The sequence below is a fragment of the Pseudoalteromonas sp. MMG033 genome (assembly GCF_057197785.1).
On record NZ_CM170070.1, the window covers coordinates 1,198,845 to 1,218,688 of the forward strand.

The window sequence follows — 19,844 nt, forward strand, 5'->3', positions numbered from 1 at the left end:
GTTTGGATTGTGGTGATTACATCGCGTTTTGCTTAGATGTGTCGGTAAATTTGCCCTTAATGCCAGCTAGACGTTGGGAGAGGAAAAAAATAAAGTGGGAGGCCAATTTGGCCTCCCCAAAAATAGTCACTGTGCTTTAAAGTCGTCTTTTATTCACTCAGCAGCTGTTCTTCAATTAAGAAAGTGAGATTGTCTAAATTAGGATCTTCAAAGAAGGTAGCTGGCTCTATCTCAACGGCAAACTGCTGTTTAACCTTGGCCAACATTTGTATGGCTATCAACGAGTCGCCACCAAGCTCAAACAAATTATCGAAAATGCCAATTTCGTCAAAGCCTAAAAACTCACTCCAAATCGTTGCCAATTGCAGTTCAAGCTCGCTTTCTGGGGCTTCAAACTCAGTATCAAGATCTGGACGTTTGTGCCCTTGTGGCGCAGGAGAGTTTGCCTGCATTAACTTTTCAGTCAGCTCGGCCACCTTATCTGCACGGGCTTGCCAAGACAGGCTTGCAGCATAAATTTGCGGCGCCTGCGATTGGCTAATACCATCCAATAAGGTTTTGGCCGCCAGCTCATCAATACCAAAGTCTTCACCAACACTGTGACCCGCTGCCATGCCGATATTTGCCCAAGCATCCCAATTCACCGATTGCACTAAAAATGGCTGTGGCTGCATCGCTACGGTATCAAGGTAACTGTTGGCAGCACAGTAATCACTCTGACCCAAGGCCCCCAAAACTGATGCCAAAGATGAGCATAGAATCATCCGTTCTAGCTGATGTGATTTAAACGCAGCTAATAGGTTATCTGTGCCGCGGGTTTTCGCCGCCATACTGTGCGACGCTTGCTCGGCAGTCATTTGAGCCATCATGCCTCCGCCCGGTAAGCCCGCAGCGTGGATCACTTGAGTAATACGGCCCAATGATTGCTCCGCATGACTGATCGCAACATTCAGACTCGCAATATCCAACACATCTGCGGTGACCACAGCAACGCGCGCACCCGTTGCTTGCAGTGATTGCAATGCGTGGATCTGATCAGTCAGCTTGCTGTCGGTGTGCTCATCGTTGAGCAACGCAGGCCACTGCTCGCTGTCAGGGAATTCTGCACGGGTTTGCAGCATTAAAGCATGGCCTTGTGCAGCCAATAACTTAGCTAACACTAAGCCCACACCGCCAAGACCCCCTGTGATAAAGGTCACTGGCGACGATAAAGTATTCGCCGCAATCTCTGTTTGCGGTAAGACCTGCTCAGTTAAGACAAAGCGCTGACGACCTCGATAAGCAATTTCTTTTGCTTTATTGGCCATATCTGCAACCAATTGCGCCGCAATGTGTGACTGAGCGCTGTCGCGCTGCGCGGTGGTGATTTCTCGCAGCTGGCAATCAATGGCGGTTTGCTCCATGCCAATCACCCGCGTTATCCCAAGCGCTGTGGCTTTGTCCGCCGATATTTGCTCATCACCTAACACGCTAAATAATTCACTGGCCACCACGGTCCACTGCAGTGTGCCTTGACTCAATAGCCATTTGGCCAGCGGTAATAACTGCTGATAACCACACCCAGACTCATCAATCAAACGACAATCCACAATGCGCGTAAAGCTCTGCTGCTCATAAAGTGCTGTTAATTGATTGGCATCTTGGCAATCCAAACGATATTGACCTTGTTCCAGCGAGACAAATTCATCCCCCTGCCATGCCACTACCACTTCCGCGCCTTTTGTACTGAGTTCAGTGGTCAACTGCGACAATATTGGCGCATCTGTCGCAATCACGAGTACCTTTTCGCTGTTGATCTGGCTAAGCGCAGAAGTTGTATTCAATTGCTGCTGCCAAACTGGCGCTAATAATTCAGGACCTGTGCTGTCAGCTTGTGTCTTCACTGGAGTTGTGCTGTGTGTCGCATCAACCCAATATTCTGTGCTATCAAACTGATATGCTGGAAATGCCATCTCTAACCCATGTGGACTCGATGACACCACAGACCAATCTATCGCCACACCCAATTGCCACAGTTTTGCCAGCGTTTTCACACAAGGTGGAATAGGCGCTTTTAAATCGCGCGCATGGGCAATGGAATTGAGTACTGTAATGTCACCTTCAATCGATTGCTTGGCCAGCTTTTGTAGCGTATCGCCAGGGCCTGCCTCAACGAGCACATTGCACTTAGCAGACAGTGTTTTCACGCCATCAACAAAATTCACGGCTCGGCGAATATGGTCTAGCCAATACTGTGTTGAAGTCGCTTGCTCTGGCGTGATCCAAGTCCCTGTTACGTTGGACACAAATGGCGTTTGCGGTGCATTCAATTGCACAGTATTTAATACTTCAGCAAATTCACCCAACACAGGCTCAGTTAAATGGCTATGGAAAGCGTGCGACACATGCAAGCGCGTGACGCTGATATCGGCGGCTTTGAGCTCAGTTTGCAGCGCCTTAATGGCTTCTTTAGACCCCGCCACAACAGTATTGGTCGGGCTATTACACGCTGCGATATCCAGTTGTGCATTTAAATACGGCTGCAGACTTGGCGCATCGCTCATCACAGATAACATGGCACCCGGTGCCATTTTTTGTAGCGCTTCGCCGCGGGCCGTCACCAACTTCACAGCGGTGTCTAAGCTCATCACCTCACTGAGACACGCAGCCACATATTCACCAATACTGTGGCCAAGCATGGCTTCAATCTGTATGCCGTGGGCTTGATAGCATTTAGCCATCGCATAGGCGACGATAAATAAAGCAGGCTGAGTCACACGCGTTTGACCTAGCAACTGGTTAGCTGCCAAAAGCTCATCATCGTTGGGGGTAAAGACGCGGCGTAATTCATCTTGCAAAGTGCCATCAAATAAAGCGATGACATCATCAAACTGGGCTTTAAATTCAGGCATATGTTCAAGCAAAGGCTTAGCCATGGTCACATACTGCGACCCTTGTCCTGAAAACATCAGCGCCACTTGCGCAGCGCCCACTTTATCACCCGAGACATCTCGGACTAGCAGTTGCTGCGCCTGCTCTGCGCTGTCTACTACTAGGGCATGACGCACAGCCTGAGCGGTACGGTTATGCTGCGATTGTGCTGCGATAAGTGCTAAATAATCTGGATTTTGCTGTAATTTGATAGCCAGCGCTTGGCGCTGGGTTTCCAGTGCTGACTGCGAGTTCGCAGACACAGGTAAAATGTGCCAAGGTGCCGTGTGACTGTGCTGCACCTCATTTGCTGTGTATTCTTCTAAAATCACATGGGCGTTAGTGCCGCCCATCCCCAGTGAACTCACCGCCGCTCGGCGTACTGAGTCACTTTCCCATGGGGTCAATATGGTGTTGACATAAAATGGGCTATTCGCGAAGTCGATTTTGCTGTTCAGTGGCTCACAGTGCAAACTGGGTGGTAACGTTTTATGACGCAGTGCTTGCACCGCTTTGATCAGACCGGTTACACCCGCTGCTGAGTCAAGGTGGCCAATATTGGCTTTAATCGAACCGATGGCAATTTGCTGCTTGTCACACTCCCCGTAGGCGCGGCTTAGCGCAGCGATTTCGATCGGGTCGCCTAAGGTTGTGCCCGTGCCATGGGTTTCAATATAGCCCACTGAGCTTGGCTCGATATCGGCAAATTCCAGTGCCGCTTCAATGGCACTCGCTTGTCCTGTGACACTCGGTGCGGTGTAACCGACCTTCTCTTTTCCATCGTTGTTTATTGCAGACCCTTTGATCACAGCCAGTATGTGGTCGCCTGCGTCAATGGCATCTTCCACACGCTTAAGCACCACAGCAGCACTGCCGCTACCAATCAAGATACCATCCGCTTGCTCACCAAATGCGCTCAGTTGGCCAGAGGGTGATAAACTGCCGCCAGTCGGCGCATGATAGCCTTGCTCGTTATTTAAATTTAACCATACGCCACCAGCAAGGGCCGAGTCGCACTCATAGTTTTGCAGTGAACGACACGCCATGTGCACCGCCACCAAAGACGTCGAACATGCTGTCTGCACGGTCACTGCCGGACCCGTTAAATCCAGCTCATAGCTGATGCGCGTGGCCAGTGAATCTTTATCGTTGCCATTAGTCAGCGCCAGTAAACTGGTGATATCTTGCTGTGAATCACCCAATAGATTTTGCAATAAATACGCAGTCACGCCGCACCCGGCAAATACACCGGTAAAATTACTGGTGTCGGTGGCAATCCCGGCATGTTCTAAGGCATGCCAGCAGGTTTGCAAAAATACCCGTTGCTGCGGGTCAAGCTGCGCCGCTTCTTTGGGGGTATAGCCAAAAAATGCCGCGTCAAATTGCGCCATCCCCGCAAAAGGAATACCGCGTTTAATGTAATCCGGATGGGCAAGATCTTCATCGCTGACGCCCGCCGCTTTTAAGCTGTTGTCATCAAATGTTTTGACGGAGCAGTGGCCATCTCTGACATTTTGCCAAAGTTGATCAACATTATCGGCATCTGGAAAACGGCCAGCCATACCGACGATGGCAATATCTAATTCGCTATAATTACTCTCTGACATGATTAAGATTCTCTTGCTTTTCTTTTACGCGCGGCAATCGCGCCCATGCCGCGTTTTTGTTTCGCGCCACTTGGTTTTTTAGGGGTAACAGGGGCTGTGTTTGACTGCGCACCGCCAAGCAATGTCGCCAAGCTGGCAATACTTGGATGCGCAAACAACTCTGTCATTTGTAAATTTGGATACTGAAGTTTCAGCTCTTCATACACCGCCATCAGTAATAGCGAGTGCCCGCCAACATCAAAGAAGTTAGCGTGTCGATCGATATCTGGAGTTTTGAGGTGTTTTTGCCAGATCTCAGCAATGGCGCGCTCAGTATCATTTTGCGCAAGCTCTACGACTTTAACCACACGCTCAATTTTAGGCAGCTGTTTGCGCTCCAACTTGCCGCTGGCATTTATCGGCAGTTTTTCCAGCACCAGAATATCGCTAGGCACCATGTATGCGGGCATGCGCTCACCCAGCGCCCTTTTTAGCTTATCGGCAAATCCTGCATCGCTGTATTTACCACTTTGAATGTAAGCGATTAAACCCAGCCCATGCGCTTGCTGCTCCGTGACCACAACCGCCATCTCTACATCAGGTAGTTGGCTCAAGTGCTGCTCAATTTCACCTAGCTCAACACGAAAACCGCGAATTTTCACCTGATGGTCGTTACGCCCGTGGTACATCAAGGCATCGCCTTGCCAGCTGACCATGTCGCCAGTGGCATACATGCGCGCGCCATCATGGCTAAATGGATCCGCAATAAACCGTGTCGCTGTCATTTCCGGCTGTGCCCAATAACCTCGTGCTAAAATATCACCGCCTACAAACAACTGACCCATTTGGCCATTGGGGACTATCTCCAAGTTATCATCAAGAATATACAGCTTACGTCCGGCCAAGGCATGACCCAGCGGTACTGACTGATTCTCTTGACCATGAGTGGCAAACTCTTGGCAAGGGTGGATGGCGGCTTCGACGACAATTTCAGTCGGGCCATAGGTGTTAAGTAATCGTACCTGCGACAAGCCAGTATTTTGCCAATCTTGAATACCCGCCACAGACATGGCTTCACCGCCTGAGTGAACTTGTCTTAATTTAGGTAATGCCAGCGCGGCTTGCTGTGCTTTGCGTGCCCAACTGGCGCTGATACTGCGCCAATACGCAGCGCTTAAATCCATCACTGCAACATCATGCTTTTGTGCCTGCTGATAAAGGGTATCAGCATCCCACAAGACATCACCGCGCAGTAATACCGCAGCGCCCACGGCCCAGGTTGGGAAGAGCTGCTCAACAAACGCATCAAAGTTCGCCGTGGCAAATTGCAGCACGACATCATCCGCTTGTAAGTGGATAAACTGCTTGGCCGACTCGATGTAGCGAGACAAGGCGCCTAACTCAATGGCGACGCCTTTGGCTTTACCTGTCGAGCCGGACGTATAATTGAGGTATGCGGTTTGCTGACAATGACGTGTTACCGCTGGCGCACCCGTATTGAGGTGCTGCTCACCCAAAAGGGTTTGTGGCGACAATAACATGCCGTCAAATGTGACCGCCAGTTCGGTGTCATCACTGAGTATGGCTTGGCAGCCACTGTCAATGAGCATATGCTGCAACTTATCCGCAGGAAATTGCTTATCGAGCGGCAAATAAGCGGCCCCCGCTTTAAGACATGCCAACGTACTGGCCAGCATCAGTGGCTTTCTGCTTTGCATCACACCAACGACAGATTCTGTGCTTAAACCTTTTGCCACTAAGCCATGAGCTAGGCGGTTTGAAGTCTGCTCAAGCCACTCATAGCTGTAGTGCTGATCGTTATAAATTACCGCGGTACGCGCAGGCTCTTTTTGTGCAATCTCACTGATGGCATCTAACCAAGGCATATCCGGTAATGTCACCGCAGTTCCCAGACCTTGAGCGAGCACCTGTGTTTTTTCCGTATGGGTTGCTAAATTGCCTATCGCTGTCGTCGGCTTAGCCACCGCATTGCGCAGTAAAGTATTGAAGGCAAGTACCACCGATTGCATATACTCGGCATCAAATAGGGCTGCGTTATATTGGAACTCCAACAATAAGGCACCATCATTTAACAAACGCGAGTCTATGCTCAAATCAAACTGAGCTTGCGATTGCAGTGCCGCGACTTTATCCACCGCAATGCCTGGCAAGTCAAGCGTCTGCTGTACGTCCTGCTCAAGGTGGTTAAACATCACTTGAAATAGCGGATTTTGCCCTAGGCTACGGTCTGGGTTGAGTGCTTCAACTAATTTTTCAAACGGTAAATCCTGATTTTGTTGTGCTGCAATCACCTGCTCTTTGGTTGCCGCTAACACCTCAACAAAGCTTTGCTGTGCAGACAGTACATTGCGCTGAACCAGAGTATTGATGAAAAAACCCACCAAAGAATGTAACTCTGAATAGCGGCGATTCGCCACCGGCACGCCAATGCGCGGCGTGCGCTTGCCAGCATAGCGATAGAAAAACACCTGCAAGCTACTGAGTAATAACATGAATAAACTTGCGCCATGGCGATGCGCAAGCGCTTGAAGCTGTTCAACCTCTTGATAAGACAGTTGCAGTGTTTGACTTTGCATCGGCGCAGGGCCGTTAGGTTGCCTGATATGCTGCGGCGTCAGTAACTCTTCATCATCACTGTCTTGCAACAATTGCTGCCAGTACACTAGCTGACTTTGCGCATCGGCGCTGGATAGCCACTGCTGCTGCCAAGCGGCAAAATCACCATAATTAATCGCCGGCAGTATGTGAGTTAACGTCTTACCCTCAGCAAGCGACTGATAAGTGCGGCTAATATCCGCAAGGAGAAGGTCAAAACTCCACGCATCACTGGCGATATGGTGCATCACTAGTACCAACTCAAAGCGACCTTCTGCGCGCTTTAACAGTGCAGCTCTGAAGTTTTCGCCTTTTTCCAGCGCAAATGGTTGCTGATAAAATGCCTCAATCCATGCTGTAATCTCCGCGTCAGACTGCCCAGTCACATCAAGCGACTGCCAGTTCAGCTGCTGCTCGGTTAAGCGCTGCTGCCACTGTCCGTTTTGATCTTTCACATACGCATGTCTCAAGGCCCCTTGCTGCTCTAACACCTGTTTTAGCGCAGTTTGTAAGTGCGTGTCGATGACATTCCCATGCAGCGTTAGGCTGGCGCCAATATGATATGCGCTACTCGTAGGCTCAAGTTGCCATAAGAACAATTGTCTTTGTTGCTGCGCACTCAGTGGATAAGCGGTTCGGGCCAGTGCAGGGATCGCCACTTGATGTGCTTTAGTATTGATACTCTCTCGTACTAGCTGACAAAAATCAGCAAATTTATGCGCTGCAAATACCGCTGTCGGATCAATTTGGCACTCGCATGTCTCTTGTACTTTTGCTAGTAGCAAAGCAGCCTTAATTGAGCTGCCACCTAAAGCAAAAAAATCGGCATCATTGCTGTTCACAGGGTAGCGAAGGACTTCTTGCCACAACTCAGCTAAGGTATGTGTGAGGGTATCCCAGTCTTGCTGGTCTTCACCGCCATGACTGATGGATAGTTGCTGTAATTGAGCGAGGTTAAATACCCCGTAAGTCGCCAACTTTTCCTCATTGAGTAATTTCATGCACGCGCTGCGCTGTAATTTACCGCTGGAGGTTTTTGGCAATCCGCCTTGATCTAATAGCACCACCAGCTCAGGGCAATGACCAAATTGCTCAATGATGAAATCTCTGATAATTTTTGCGCTTTGTTGCGCTGGCACCTCATTGCGATACACATTGGCGGTTTCAATGGCAATACCTATGCCCTCGCCACTTTCTTCACTTGGTACCGGAAATGCCGAAACGCGGCCTTGACGCACAAAACTGATAGCGCCTTCAATTGCGCGCTCAATATCTTGTGGATAGACATTGTGACCATTCATGATGATCAAATCTTTTTGGCGACCAGAGATGTAAAGTTGACCATCATGAATGTAACCAACATCTCCTGTGCGCAGCCAACGCTTGCCAGCATGCTCTACAAATGTCTCTTGCGTGGCTTTATCATTGCGCCAATACCCAAGTGCAATACTTGGACCGCTCGCCCAGATCTCACCAATGCCGCCCTCTGCAACTTCATCAAAACTAGATGAGCAGGTGATTCGCACTTGGTGTTCACTGGCTGATACGCCGCACCCAACCTGATGACCATATTCTTCAGTATCACGGGTATCGGCAACCTGCTGATACACTGCTTTACCCGATGCCAATGCTTGATTATCAAATGCCTTGATAACCGCGCCCTGTGCAGGAATACTGCCAGTCACAAATAAAGTACCTTCGGCAAGACCATAACAAGGATAAAGCGCGTTACTATCGAAACCCAGAGCTGCATATTTGTCGGCAAAATTCAGTAAAGTGTCGTGACGAATAGGTTCTGCGCCGGAGAAAAACACCCGTAAACTGCTCAAATCAATGTCTGCAATTTGCTTGTCTTTAATGCGCTCAATACAAAGGCGATAAGAAAAATCAGGACCGCCACTGATGGTTGCGCGATATTCGGAAATCAGCTGCAACCAGCGTGCTGGGCGCTCCATAAAATAACGCGGTGAGCACAAGATCAATTTAAAGCCCGAGTAAATAGGCTGTAGTAGCCCACCAATCAAGCCCATATCATGGAACAGCGGCAACCAGCTCACTATGGTATCATCGCGACTGATCTCAAGGCCCTCAGCAATGGCTTTTTCATTGGCAATCAGGTTGCCATGACTCACCATCACCCCTTTGGGTTTTGCCGTTGAGCCTGAGGTATATTGTAAAAATGCAATGTCATCACTTTTAGCACAGTAGCGCTCAACGTCTTCAATTTGCTCACAAAACTCGTCAATCACCAGCATTTTACTACCATGGACTTGCTCAACCAATGCCTCGACGGTGGCAGTATAGCGTGCTGTTGTTAGCACAAGTGCTGCTTCTGAATCTTCTGCAATACCCACAGTACGTGCAATATGCTGGGCTTTGGTCGACTCTGGTGGAAAACTCGGAATAGCGGTCACACCTAAATACTGACAAGCTAAAAAGCTGGTCACATATTCAATGCCGGTATCCATCAAGATCAGCGCTCTGTCACCTGCCACAACGTGATTTTTTAAATGACTGGCCACCATTAAGCTCTGTGCATACAGCTCTCCATAGCTCCATGGTGTGTGTGCTTTTTTATCAACACATACCAGCGCCGTTTTGTCTGGCTGCTGCGCAACATGCTGCGCTAAATGATCCATGATGGTAATGGCGTTCATGATTTACTCCATGAGATATAACTAGCAATGCGCATCGTGTTTGGTGCTTTTACCGCTCACACTATGTCGAGAGAATGCTTAATGCGCTTAAGTAATTGAGTGTTTTATGGCGGGAGTCCGCCTGATCGCAATGTGACGTGATAGTTGAGTCTATAATGTCAGTGTGTGGGCTTGCCTAACTCACTGATTATCTGACTCAATTTCACTTATTGGCCTGACCTATTGCGCCATAGCTTGGCGTAAGCTTAACGGGCGCATATCAGTCCAATGGGTTTTGATATGTTCAAGGCAAGTTGCTTTATCGCCACTAACACCTGTGTCTTGCCAGCCACCGGGTATCGTCTTATAACTCGGCCATAAAGAGTATTGTTCTTCGTGGTTAATGATTACTTTAAAAGTGCCATTTTCGTTGTCAAAGCTCATCACATTTTTCCAAAAATTAGACTGTCGCCACTGTGACGCGCGACAGTCTAGGATTTTTAGTCTTTTTTCACGCTAAGTGTGATTTCACTGACTTTATTTTGCTTGATCTGTGCATCTGTGTACGGCAAATCAATCAATCCTTTGCCAGCAGCATAGTGTTCACTGGCATCAGAGAAGTGTGGTGAATTTGGATTATTACTCTGTGAGTAAGTCAACAGACCACGGGCTTGTGGACCGTGCTGATCAAAGCCGACCACCATCATCCAGCTAGAACCATAGTTGATTGGATAACCATCTGTACTCAAGCCAGTGCTCACCGTCCAGTTTTCGTTTAACACTTCTTTTAACGGCGGCGCTAACTGTGGTGCAAATGAGGTCAGATCCATCGCATTGGTTGTTGAGTAAATATTAAAGCCACCACTGTTGTGCTCAGCGCCTGGCCAAGGGATGCGGCGGTCACCCTTTTGCAAATACTGTAACTCACCCAATGGTGCATCAATGGCGAAGCCTGCATTTTCAAGGTGCTTACTTGCAGCCAATAACTTAACCAAAGTTGCTTTGTCCGCTTTGACAATACTTGGCGTCACAGCAGGAAATGCTGGATTAAATTGCACTAGTAAGTTCTCATCTTCCAATAAGCTAAAGAACTCTTTTGCAAGTGGCGCAGACACCGAGTTTGCATTAAATTTGCCATCCCATTTTGCAAATGCACGACATGCTGGATCGACAGGCATACTTAAAGTATCAGTCACTTTAAGCGTTTGACCTGCATAAAATGCACATGCAGCCATCACTGTTGGTTTGTAAAGTTCAAACGACGCGCTGGTACCTGTGACGATGCTTTCTAATTCATGACGGTCAAATTTACCATCTGCACCGCGGGCAAAACGCAGTAAGTTTAAGTTATAACGCGTGCGACGTGTTTGCTTATAATCAGTATGGCCATACAGCGGCGAGTAGCCTGTCAATTTTTCATTTAGGTTCGTTAACCAGTATGAATTATTGGCATTTTGTACATAATCTTGACGACGTAATTTAGGTGCACGCTCGTACGGAATTTCTTGCTGGTAGACCAATGCGCTGCTAGTACCCGGTAAAACAGCCATACGCGTGTTTTTATACACTTGTGAAATCACCGGATGTGAACGCAGCAGCTCTTCACCCATCGCAGACAAATCCGGTACGTTAGAATCATCGATGTAGAACACTTCACCTTGATTATCTGCCACAAGGGTATTGTTAAACGCCAAACCATCTAGCGTTTTAAAGGTATCAATGAACTCATCTAGGTTATTAGCGCGGTTCATTGCCAACCAGTGGTCAATCCCTTCCAAATTATTTAAGTTGGTATCACGCACAACATAGGCATTTTTGTCATCCCACTTGAAGTTTTTCTGATCTTCAAGCACATAACCAATTGGCGTCGTGAAGTAGTCTTTCTTCATGGTGATCACACCCATTGGCGTTAAGACATCAACATTAACCTGTTTCTTCTCAATATCTTGCCATTGACCGTCAAATTTATATTGCAGCGGGTTTGCAGGGTTTAGCTCAAGCTGATAGATGACTTCATGACGTGCAGCTGAGTAGGTATGTGTCCAAGCAATGTTCTGGTTAAAACCGATATTCACAATCCCAGGTACACCCACCACTGACGCACCCATGGTACTAAAGTCGCCTTCTACACTGGCATGGTTTGCCCAAAATCTCAGGTTACCATTAAATGGGAAATGCGGGTTTGCAAGTAATAAACCGCGGCCATTGTCAGTTACTTCATGACCCAATGCCCAACCATTTGAGCCCTGTGTAAGTTGCTTTGGCTTATAATTCGTGTTGTTTGCCATTAACCAAGGCTGTGGCGCCTCACTTTCTTGTTTCGCAATCACTGGAAGCCACTCTGTGCCTGTCCCCGGGTTTGCTTGAAGAATTTGTACCAATAAACGACCAATGCTATTTTGAACTGCAGACGCTAATACTGACGCAACGACATCTACGCCTTCAATGGGTTGCACCCAGGCTTTACCATCACATGCTGGCGCCAATGTCGCTTTACCCAGATTTACATCTTGTAGATACTGGTTATAACCTGCTGCAAAACCCTCTGCAAGTGCTCGCGTATCTGCTGAAAGATTGGCATATTCACGCTCAACTCGACCGCGTAAGTCAATAATTTTATAGCCTAAATCTAGGCTAACAAAAAAGTTATCTTGGCCGTTTTTATGCGGGCCCAAATACTTGGCACGCTCGCCTTTAACACGCACATAACCATCCGCCAAAATACAGGCATGATCTTGTGCTTGCGCATACGCATTACCATAGCCTAAGCCAAATAAAGATTTCGCTTGAATATGCGGAATACCATGCTCGGTACGTGTGATCTTGACATCTTCGTTCAGACTCATGGACGATGTACTCGCCTCTGCGCCGAAATGAATACCAGTTATGGCACATGCCGCCAAAATTGGGACTAATGTAGATTTTAACTTCATAACTTTCCTTAAGTTCTTAAACGCTTCGAAAATTTAAACCCGTGCACTCAAGACGATACAAACCGCAAAAAACCAAAGAAAATAACAAGATTATTTGTTGCAAAATAAGCAATTAAAGTTAAGCAAACAGAGTCAAAATTAATTCACGGTTAATTTTCGTTTAATTATCAAAGCCGCACAAAATACTTGACTGTTAATAGAAGATCAAAATAACATAATAGTGATAATAATTCGCATTATCTATTACGGATCAACTTTCAAGACAAATAGGAGTGAATACAGTGCAGCTGTGCAACAAGTGGTCTAAAGTGATTGCTGAGAATGAGGCAAAATTACTGGCTTATTTGAATAACATCTTACGCTGCCCATATCTGGCTGAGGATGCCCTACAAGATACGTTTTTACGCTTGTCAGGTATGTCTAAATGCCAAGATTGTCAGGTCAAAAATACCAAAAGCTATTGCTATCAAGTTGCGAGAAATATTGCCATTGATATGATCCGAAAACAAACTCGTGAGTCTTTAGTGGACTTAGAGTCTATTCAAACTGAACAGTTTGATGACGAGAGCTCAAATCTTGAAGAAAAGTATATTGATGCGCAACTATCAGACAAGGTGAATAGCACCATTGGTAAACTGTCTAAACGCCATCAAAACGTGGTTAGTTTTTACCGCGATGGTCGTTTGAAACAAAAAGAAATTGCCAAGATGTACCATATTTCACCGACGTTAGTGAACTTTATGATTAAAGAAGCCATACAATCTTGTCAGAACGAACTGCAAGCAGGTGCAGTTGCTCACTAATCTGGTAGCCCCAAAACGTTTTTTACATTGAGCTTGGCGGCAATAAAGTCGCCATGCGCTACGTACATCAAACCTGCTAATTTACGTACAGTATAGTCTTCTTGTGGATCTAACTTGCCATCTGCAAATGCAACCATCCATAGCAACTCAATCACTTCAATACGAGCTTCTTCACTGGTATTGTCATTAACGACCTTCACAAAACGATGTAAATCAATTGCTTCATTAACCAGTCGCTGTGCCTTGCTACAGATAAGATCACTGCTATCGGCTGATAACTGACAGTGCTGCTGCAACAACTTAGTTATCATCTTTAACTCATCAGAGGCGATATCATTATCAGCCCTCATCACCTCAACCATCAAGGCACCCAACGCTGTTGCAAAATCAACTGGTGCAGGATGCTCAGGTTGTGAATCGAATTTATTCAAAAATAGCTTTATACGTTCTAACAATTGCCGCCCCTTTTGATACAATTAGTAAATAATGCTTTATCAATGGTTTGATGTAAATATGCAGCCTCGCAACACTTTAACGAATAATGTCGCCGTAAAAATACTCACTATTATATCTCTTAGCTTGCTCAGTGCCTGTAACTTCACGCCAAACAAACTCGGCGTTACTGAAAAATACTATGATTTTGATCACAAAGTGCATTACGAACAGATTAAGTATAACGATGACCATTATTACTTACAGATAAAATCGGATTCTTACGCGCATTTTTTGCAACAAAGTGTGTTTTTATTGCGTCATAGTCAAAAGCTGTGCGGTGGTGTCAAACCACAAATATTATTGCACGGAGGCGTACAAAAATTTGATCGCTTACCAACTTACCCTCGCCCATATCAGCCTGATCTGCGCGTTGAAGTGAAATGTGTAAAAGAGGAAAAATAACTGATTTAAGGCCAGCATCCAAGTATAAGGTGCTGGCTGATGACACCAAGATTAGTCTTGATATCCCCATGGTGCTTTTGGCGCTTTAACTGGTTTAGTTAAATCAAAGTCAACTCTAAACTCACGTCCTTGACGTATCAAGCGGTAAGTAAACTTGTCATCATAAATAAACATCTGCCATGTATTCCCCATTGATTGTGGAATCGCATGCTTAATGAACAGCTCTTTTGAATATTGATCAGCTGGGAATGATTGCACATTGTCAAAACCGGCATCGACAGTGTGGCCACCATACATAGTCGATTTATCATCGCTACCATCTTTATGGCGATGGTCGTGTTTAAGACTCAGACCGCTGCCTGTTTTTGTAATGATCCAAGTGCGCGACGCATCTTTACCAACATGAAATGGAACTTGCAACTCACGTTCGTTACAACGACGAACATGCATAACCAGCCGCTCTTCGCTAAATGCGCTAGGGCCCTGATTATCTAATGTCACTTTGCCTTCATATGCTTTTCCACAATGCGCTTTTATTTTATCAAAAAAAGCATCATGAGTTGGAATAGAGACAAGTGGCGCAGGGCGAGCGATAGCAGCACTACTGGCGATTACGGTCGCAGCAGCTAATAAAGAAGCTGTAAACTTATTCATCGAAATGTTCCTAAATATGAAAAGCCAAAGACTAGAACGCCTTTGGCATAATGGCAAAAAAATGCGATGGTTGGTTTAGAACTCAAGAATTATTGCCACGGCCTTGCAGCCTGTAGCTTTTGCTCAAAGGCATCAATATAGTGATTAAGCTGCTCTGTTTCTCCAATAAAATCTAAACCACTGAGTAACCTCGCCTTAATATCCGAGCGGACCTCAAAGGGAATATCAGCAAAGTGCTCGCTACAAATCACTTGGTTTTCAAGATCAATCTCTATGTGTACTTGCGGGTGCGCTTCACACACAGCAAATAAACCATCTAACACCTCAGTTGGCAATGCCACGCACAGCATCTGGTTGTTGCCACAGTTATTGAAGAAAATGTCTGCAAAACTTTCTGCCAAGATCACACTAAAGCCATATTGCTTAAGTGCCCAAGGCGCATGCTCTCGAGACGAACCGCAGCCAAAGTTGTCCCGAGTCAATAAGACCGTAGCACCTTGATAGCGCTCAAAATTCAACACAAACTCTGGATCAGACTCGCCATTGTCTAGGTACCTCCAATCATAAAAAAGTGCTTTATCAAAACCATCTCGACTCGTTGACGTTAAAAATTGCTTAGGGATAATTTGGTCAGTATCAACGTTGTTTTTATCCAATGGCGCCATTAACCCACTATGATACTTACTCATCTTTGCGCTCCTCGAATATCAGTAAATCGACCTGCGATTGCCGCCGCAGCCGCCATTGCCGGGCTAACCAAATGGGTACGTCCGCCCCGACCCTGCCGGCCTTCAAAGTTACGATTCGACGTGGATGCACAGCGTTTGCCAGCGCCTAATCTATCGTCATTCATCGCCAAACACATAGAACAACCCGGTTCACGCCATTCGAAGCCCGCAGCCATGAAAATCTCAGCCAGCCCTTCTTGCTCAGCCTGTTGCTTTACTAAACCCGAACCCGGTACTATCAGCGCTTCTACACCTTGGGCGACTTTCTTACCTTCAACTATTTTTGCGGCAGCACGTAAGTCTTCAATACGGCTATTGGTGCAAGAGCCAATGAATACCGTGTCAACTTTAGCATCAGATAACCTCTGCCCAGCTTCAAGCCCCATATAACGCAGTGCTGACCGCATGGAGTCAGCTTTGATAAGGTCTTGCTCTTCATCCGGATTTGGGATCAGCTCATCAATGCCAATCACTTGCTCGGGGCTCGTGCCCCACGTCACCTGAGGCTGTATGTCCTCAGCATCCATTTCAACCACGCGATCAAACTGCGCCCCCTCATCTGAATGCAGCGTTTTCCAATACGCAACGGCGTGAGTGAAATCGTCACCTTTTGGCGCAAAAGGACGCCCTTGCAAATAGGCGTAAGTTATCTCATCAGGGGCTATTAGACCGGCCTTTGCACCCATTTCTATGCTCATGTTGCAAAGCGTCATACGTGACTCCATCGACAAGGCTTCGATGGCTGTGCCACAAAACTCTGCAACATAACCGGTACCACCAGCTGTGCCGAGCTCACCGATCACGGCCATAATTAAGTCTTTTGCGGTGACGGTTGGTCGCAGTAAACCGTTGATCTGAATTTTGAGTGACTTCGCTTTTTTCTGCTGCAGTGTTTGCGTTGCCAAAACATGTTCTACTTCTGAGGTACCGATACCATGTGCTAATGCCCCAAAAGCACCATGGGTCGACGTATGGCTATCACCACATACTATGGTTGTGCCGGGTAATGTGATCCCTTGCTCAGGCCCCATGACATGAACAATCCCCTGATTAATCGATTCCAAATCATAAAGCTCGACACCAAATTCAGCACAATTATTTGCCAGCGCTTGAAGTTGATTTTTGCTCACTTCACTGGCCGCATCAATCGAACGGCTTTTGGTTGATACGTTGTGATCCATAGTCGCAAAAGTTTTTTCTGGACAACGTACTGGGCGATTTTTCTCTCTCAGACCAGCAAATGCTTGCGGGGACGTCACCTCATGCACTAAATGCCTGTCGATATACAGTAAATCAGTCTGTTCATTAATTTGCGCAACCACATGGGATTGCCAAATCTTATCGTATAAAGTCTGTGCCACTTGCTACATCCTTCCTTTAAAAACGAATCTTAAATACGATCAACTATCGCTTGCGCAACATCTTGCGTGGTATACCCTGCCTGTGGATATATATCTGGCGTGCCCACCCCTTGTGCCACGGCTTCTGCGACGGCTTTTTCAATGCGTCTGGCTGCCTCATCTTCACCCAATGAATAACGCAGCATTAATGCGGCACTTAAGATTTGTGCGATAGGATTTGCAATACCCTTACCTGCAATATCAGGGGCTGAGCCACCTGCAGGTTCGTACAAACCAAACCCAGACTGATTTAAACTCGCTGACGGTAATAGTCCCATAGAACCGGTGATCATGGCGCATTCATCGGACAATATATCGCCAAATAAATTGTCACATAAAAGCACATCAAACTGACTAGGTTGCTTCACCAGCTGCATGGCCGCATTATCGATATAGATATGCTCAAGTGTCACATCAGGATAGTCTTGACTGACTTCAATCACGACTTCTCGCCATAGTACGCTGGATGCTAAAACATTTGATTTATCAACCGATGTAACATGATTACGACGCAAACGTGCAGCATCAAACGCAAAACGTGCAATGCGCTCAATTTCTTTACGGCTGTACTTTTGTGTATCGAAAGCAAACTCACTGTCACCACTGCCTTGGCGGCCTTTCTCACCAAAGTAGATCCCACCTGTCAGTTCTCGCACACATAAAATATCAAACCCTTGTGCACTAATGTCTTCACGCAGTGGAGATGCAGCGCTCAGAGCTGGTAAAAGCTGCGCAGGCCTAAGGTTACAAAATAGGCCAAAGTGCTTTCTAAGTGGTAATAAAGATGCACGCTCCGGCTGTTTTTCCGGTGGCAGATCAGCCCATTTCGGGCCCCCTACAGAACCAAATAAAATGGCATCGGCTTGCTCACATGCAGACAGTGTATGTGCTGGTAATGCCTCACCAAATTCATCGATTGCAGCACCGCCAATGGCTTGATGAACCAAATTTAATTGAAACGCAAATTCTTCACTCACGCGCTCAAGCACACGCTGGGCAGCAGCCATTACCTCTGGGCCTATGCCATCGCCTGCCAAGACTGCAACTTGATAACTTTTTTGACTCATCCTGCTTTCCTTTGTTGTTTAAGGTTAGACACTTTTCGCGCCCTATCGATTAAGTTGTAAACACGGATCATGGCTCGCGCTGATGCTTCAACGACATCAGCAGCAAGACCCGCGCCGTGATATTGACGACCATCACATTTTGCAATGATGTTTACCTGACCAAGTGAGCTCGCGCCTTGGCCTGTCGCCTCAAGGTTATATTCAATCATCTCTACAGCTTGACCTGTGATCCGCTCAATCGCTAAAAATGCGGCTTCGACAGGGCCGTTACCCGTCGCGGCTTCCTGCATTAATTCTCCGCCTAGGCTCATGCCCACAGTCGCACTGGCAATGGACTGAGAATTAGAAGACGCGTTGACAAACTGTAACTGGTAGAACTCATCTTGTTCGGCAAGTTTATTAAAATAAATCATGGCTTCTAGGTCGTAGTCGTACACTGTGCCTTTCTGATCTGCCAGCTCCAAAAAGCTGGTATAAAGCTGGTCCATATCGTAATCATGTGATTGATAACCAAGCTCTGATAAACGGTGTTCGATGACGTGCCTGCCAGAACGAGAGGTCATGTTTAGTTGGTTATTCGGCACGCCGACCATTTCAGGTGCCATAATTTCATAAGTATTTTGCGCCTTTAAAACGCCGTCTTGGTGAATTCCTGAACTGTGCGCAAACGCATTTTCGCCTACAATGGCTTTATTTGGCTGTACCGGCATATTACAAATTGTCGCTACTTGGCGAGACGCGCGATAAATTTCTTCACTGCGAATATCTGTCTGTACTTTTAGATGGTCTTCACGCATCTTCATGATCATCGCCACTTCTTCCAGTGAACAATTCCCTGCACGCTCCCCAATTCCGTTGATAGTACATTCAATCTGTCTCGCGCCTGCTTGCACGGCGGCAATCGAATTTGAAACCGCTAAACCAAGATCATTGTGGCAATGCACACTCAATCTCGCTTTATCAATATTTGGCACGTTGTTGCGCAAATGGTGAATAATGGCTGAAAACTCATCAGGCGTGGTGTAGCCCACTGTGTCAGGTATATTGATGGTCGTCGCGCCCGCTTTAATAGCACGTTCAACCACCTTACATAAATCAGCATATGGCGTGCGGCCAGCATCTTCACAAGAAAACTCAACATCATCGGTATACTGTAAAGCTTGTCTGATTGAGCGCTCCGCCATATCGATGACGTCATCTAAAGACTTGCGTAATTTATGCTCTAAATGCAGCGGACTAGTCGCGATAAAGGTATGGATACGAGGTCGTTCGGCCCCTTGCAATGCCAATCCACAGGCTTCAATATCTTTTGGCATAGCACGAGCTAAGCCACATATAACAGGCCCCTTAACTTCGTGCGCAATACGCTGAACGGCTCTAAAATCAGCAGGACTCGACACTGGGAAGCCCACTTCCATCACATCGACATTCAGTCGACTTATGGTATGCGCTAACTGAATCTTATCTTCTTCTGTCAAGCTCGCTTTCAGTGCTTGCTCGCCATCTCTTAACGTTGTATCAAAAATCCAAACCTTGTCCTGCATTCCTATTTCCTCGCTCGCGCAAAATAAAAAACCCCGCTCGTTGGCGGGGTTTGCTATTTGGTTGCTCATA

Annotated in this window: 12 protein-coding genes; 2 read left to right on the plus strand and 10 right to left on the minus strand. The window is 46.8% G+C overall.

Going from position 1 to position 19,844, the window contains the following annotated elements:
* Positions 1-149: 149 nt before the first annotated feature.
* The 4 genes from AC2CZC_RS05345 to AC2CZC_RS05360 all read right to left on the minus strand — a co-directional run bounded on the left by AC2CZC_RS05345 (position 150) and on the right by AC2CZC_RS05360 (position 12,681).
* Positions 150-4,517 (minus strand): type I polyketide synthase, encoded by a 4,368-nt coding sequence (locus AC2CZC_RS05345; protein WP_484584080.1) that lies wholly within the window; start codon positions 4,515-4,517, stop codon positions 150-152.
* Positions 4,518-4,519: 2 nt separating this feature from the next.
* Positions 4,520-9,769, minus strand: coding sequence for an amino acid adenylation domain-containing protein (locus tag AC2CZC_RS05350; protein ID WP_484584081.1), 5,250 nt, complete (start codon positions 9,767-9,769; stop codon positions 4,520-4,522).
* Positions 9,770-9,988: 219 nt separating this feature from the next.
* Positions 9,989-10,192, minus strand: a complete 204-nt coding sequence (locus tag AC2CZC_RS05355) for an MbtH family protein (protein ID WP_039611504.1) — start codon at positions 10,190-10,192, stop codon at positions 9,989-9,991.
* Between the two features lie 56 nt (positions 10,193-10,248).
* The gene (locus AC2CZC_RS05360; protein WP_484584082.1) at positions 10,249-12,681 is read right to left on the minus strand and encodes a penicillin acylase family protein; all 2,433 of its coding nucleotides are present in this window, start codon (positions 12,679-12,681) and stop codon (positions 10,249-10,251) included.
* Between the two features lie 281 nt (positions 12,682-12,962).
* Between AC2CZC_RS05360 and AC2CZC_RS05365 the strand changes: the two genes are divergently transcribed.
* Positions 12,963-13,484, plus strand: a complete 522-nt coding sequence (locus AC2CZC_RS05365; RefSeq protein WP_237138527.1) for a sigma-70 family RNA polymerase sigma factor — start codon at positions 12,963-12,965, stop codon at positions 13,482-13,484.
* Here the strand turns inward: AC2CZC_RS05365 and AC2CZC_RS05370 are convergent.
* Entirely contained in the window at positions 13,481-13,939 is a 459-nt protein-coding gene (locus AC2CZC_RS05370; protein WP_484584083.1) for a tellurite resistance TerB family protein, read from the minus strand. The genes AC2CZC_RS05365 and AC2CZC_RS05370 overlap by 4 nt on opposite strands.
* A gap of 58 nt (positions 13,940-13,997) precedes the next feature.
* Here AC2CZC_RS05370 and AC2CZC_RS05375 point away from each other — a divergent pair, with 58 nt between their 5' ends.
* Positions 13,998-14,381 (plus strand): hypothetical protein, encoded by a 384-nt coding sequence (locus tag AC2CZC_RS05375; RefSeq protein WP_484584084.1) that lies wholly within the window; start codon positions 13,998-14,000, stop codon positions 14,379-14,381.
* Between the two features lie 51 nt (positions 14,382-14,432).
* Here the strand turns inward: AC2CZC_RS05375 and AC2CZC_RS05380 are convergent, their stop codons facing one another.
* The 5 genes from AC2CZC_RS05380 to leuA all read right to left on the minus strand — a co-directional run bounded on the left by AC2CZC_RS05380 (position 14,433) and on the right by leuA (position 19,774).
* Complete coding sequence (locus tag AC2CZC_RS05380) at positions 14,433-15,035, minus strand: hypothetical protein (protein ID WP_237138530.1); 603 nt, start codon at positions 15,033-15,035, stop codon at positions 14,433-14,435.
* An 89-nt stretch (positions 15,036-15,124) separates the two neighbouring features.
* Entirely contained in the window at positions 15,125-15,724 is a 600-nt protein-coding gene (gene leuD, locus AC2CZC_RS05385; protein WP_484584085.1) for a 3-isopropylmalate dehydratase small subunit, read from the minus strand.
* Positions 15,721-17,124, minus strand: coding sequence for a 3-isopropylmalate dehydratase large subunit (gene leuC, locus AC2CZC_RS05390; RefSeq protein WP_484584086.1), 1,404 nt, complete (start codon positions 17,122-17,124; stop codon positions 15,721-15,723). Before leuC ends, leuD begins: the two co-directional genes overlap by 4 nt.
* A gap of 29 nt (positions 17,125-17,153) precedes the next feature.
* A complete protein-coding gene (gene leuB, locus AC2CZC_RS05395; protein ID WP_063361607.1) occupies positions 17,154-18,230 on the minus strand; it encodes a 3-isopropylmalate dehydrogenase in 1,077 nt (358 codons plus the stop codon).
* Positions 18,227-19,774: a 2-isopropylmalate synthase gene (gene leuA, locus AC2CZC_RS05400; RefSeq protein WP_484584087.1), complete on the minus strand. Its 1,548-nt coding sequence runs from the start codon at positions 19,772-19,774 to the stop codon at positions 18,227-18,229. The genes leuB and leuA overlap by 4 nt, the downstream gene beginning before the upstream one ends.
* Positions 19,775-19,844 lie beyond the last annotated feature (70 nt).

Bases quoted from the DNA above. Each gene is read 5' to 3' on its own strand.
- AC2CZC_RS05345 (WP_484584080.1), bottom strand. From the start codon at position 4,517: ATGTCAGAGAGTAATTATAGCGAATTAGATATTGCCATCGTCGGTATG.
- AC2CZC_RS05350 (WP_484584081.1), bottom strand. From the start codon at position 9,769: ATGAACGCCATTACCATCATGGATCATTTAGCGCAGCATGTTGCGCAG.
- AC2CZC_RS05355 (WP_039611504.1), bottom strand. From the start codon at position 10,192: ATGAGCTTTGACAACGAAAATGGCACTTTTAAAGTAATCATTAACCAC.
- AC2CZC_RS05360 (WP_484584082.1), bottom strand. From the start codon at position 12,681: ATGAAGTTAAAATCTACATTAGTCCCAATTTTGGCGGCATGTGCCATA.
- AC2CZC_RS05375 (WP_484584084.1), top strand. From the start codon at position 13,998: ATGCAGCCTCGCAACACTTTAACGAATAATGTCGCCGTAAAAATACTC.
- AC2CZC_RS05380 (WP_237138530.1), bottom strand. From the start codon at position 15,035: ATGAATAAGTTTACAGCTTCTTTATTAGCTGCTGCGACCGTAATCGCC.
- leuD (WP_484584085.1), bottom strand. From the start codon at position 15,724: ATGAGTAAGTATCATAGTGGGTTAATGGCGCCATTGGATAAAAACAAC.
- leuB (WP_063361607.1), bottom strand. From the start codon at position 18,230: ATGAGTCAAAAAAGTTATCAAGTTGCAGTCTTGGCAGGCGATGGCATA.
- leuA (WP_484584087.1), bottom strand. From the start codon at position 19,774: ATGCAGGACAAGGTTTGGATTTTTGATACAACGTTAAGAGATGGCGAG.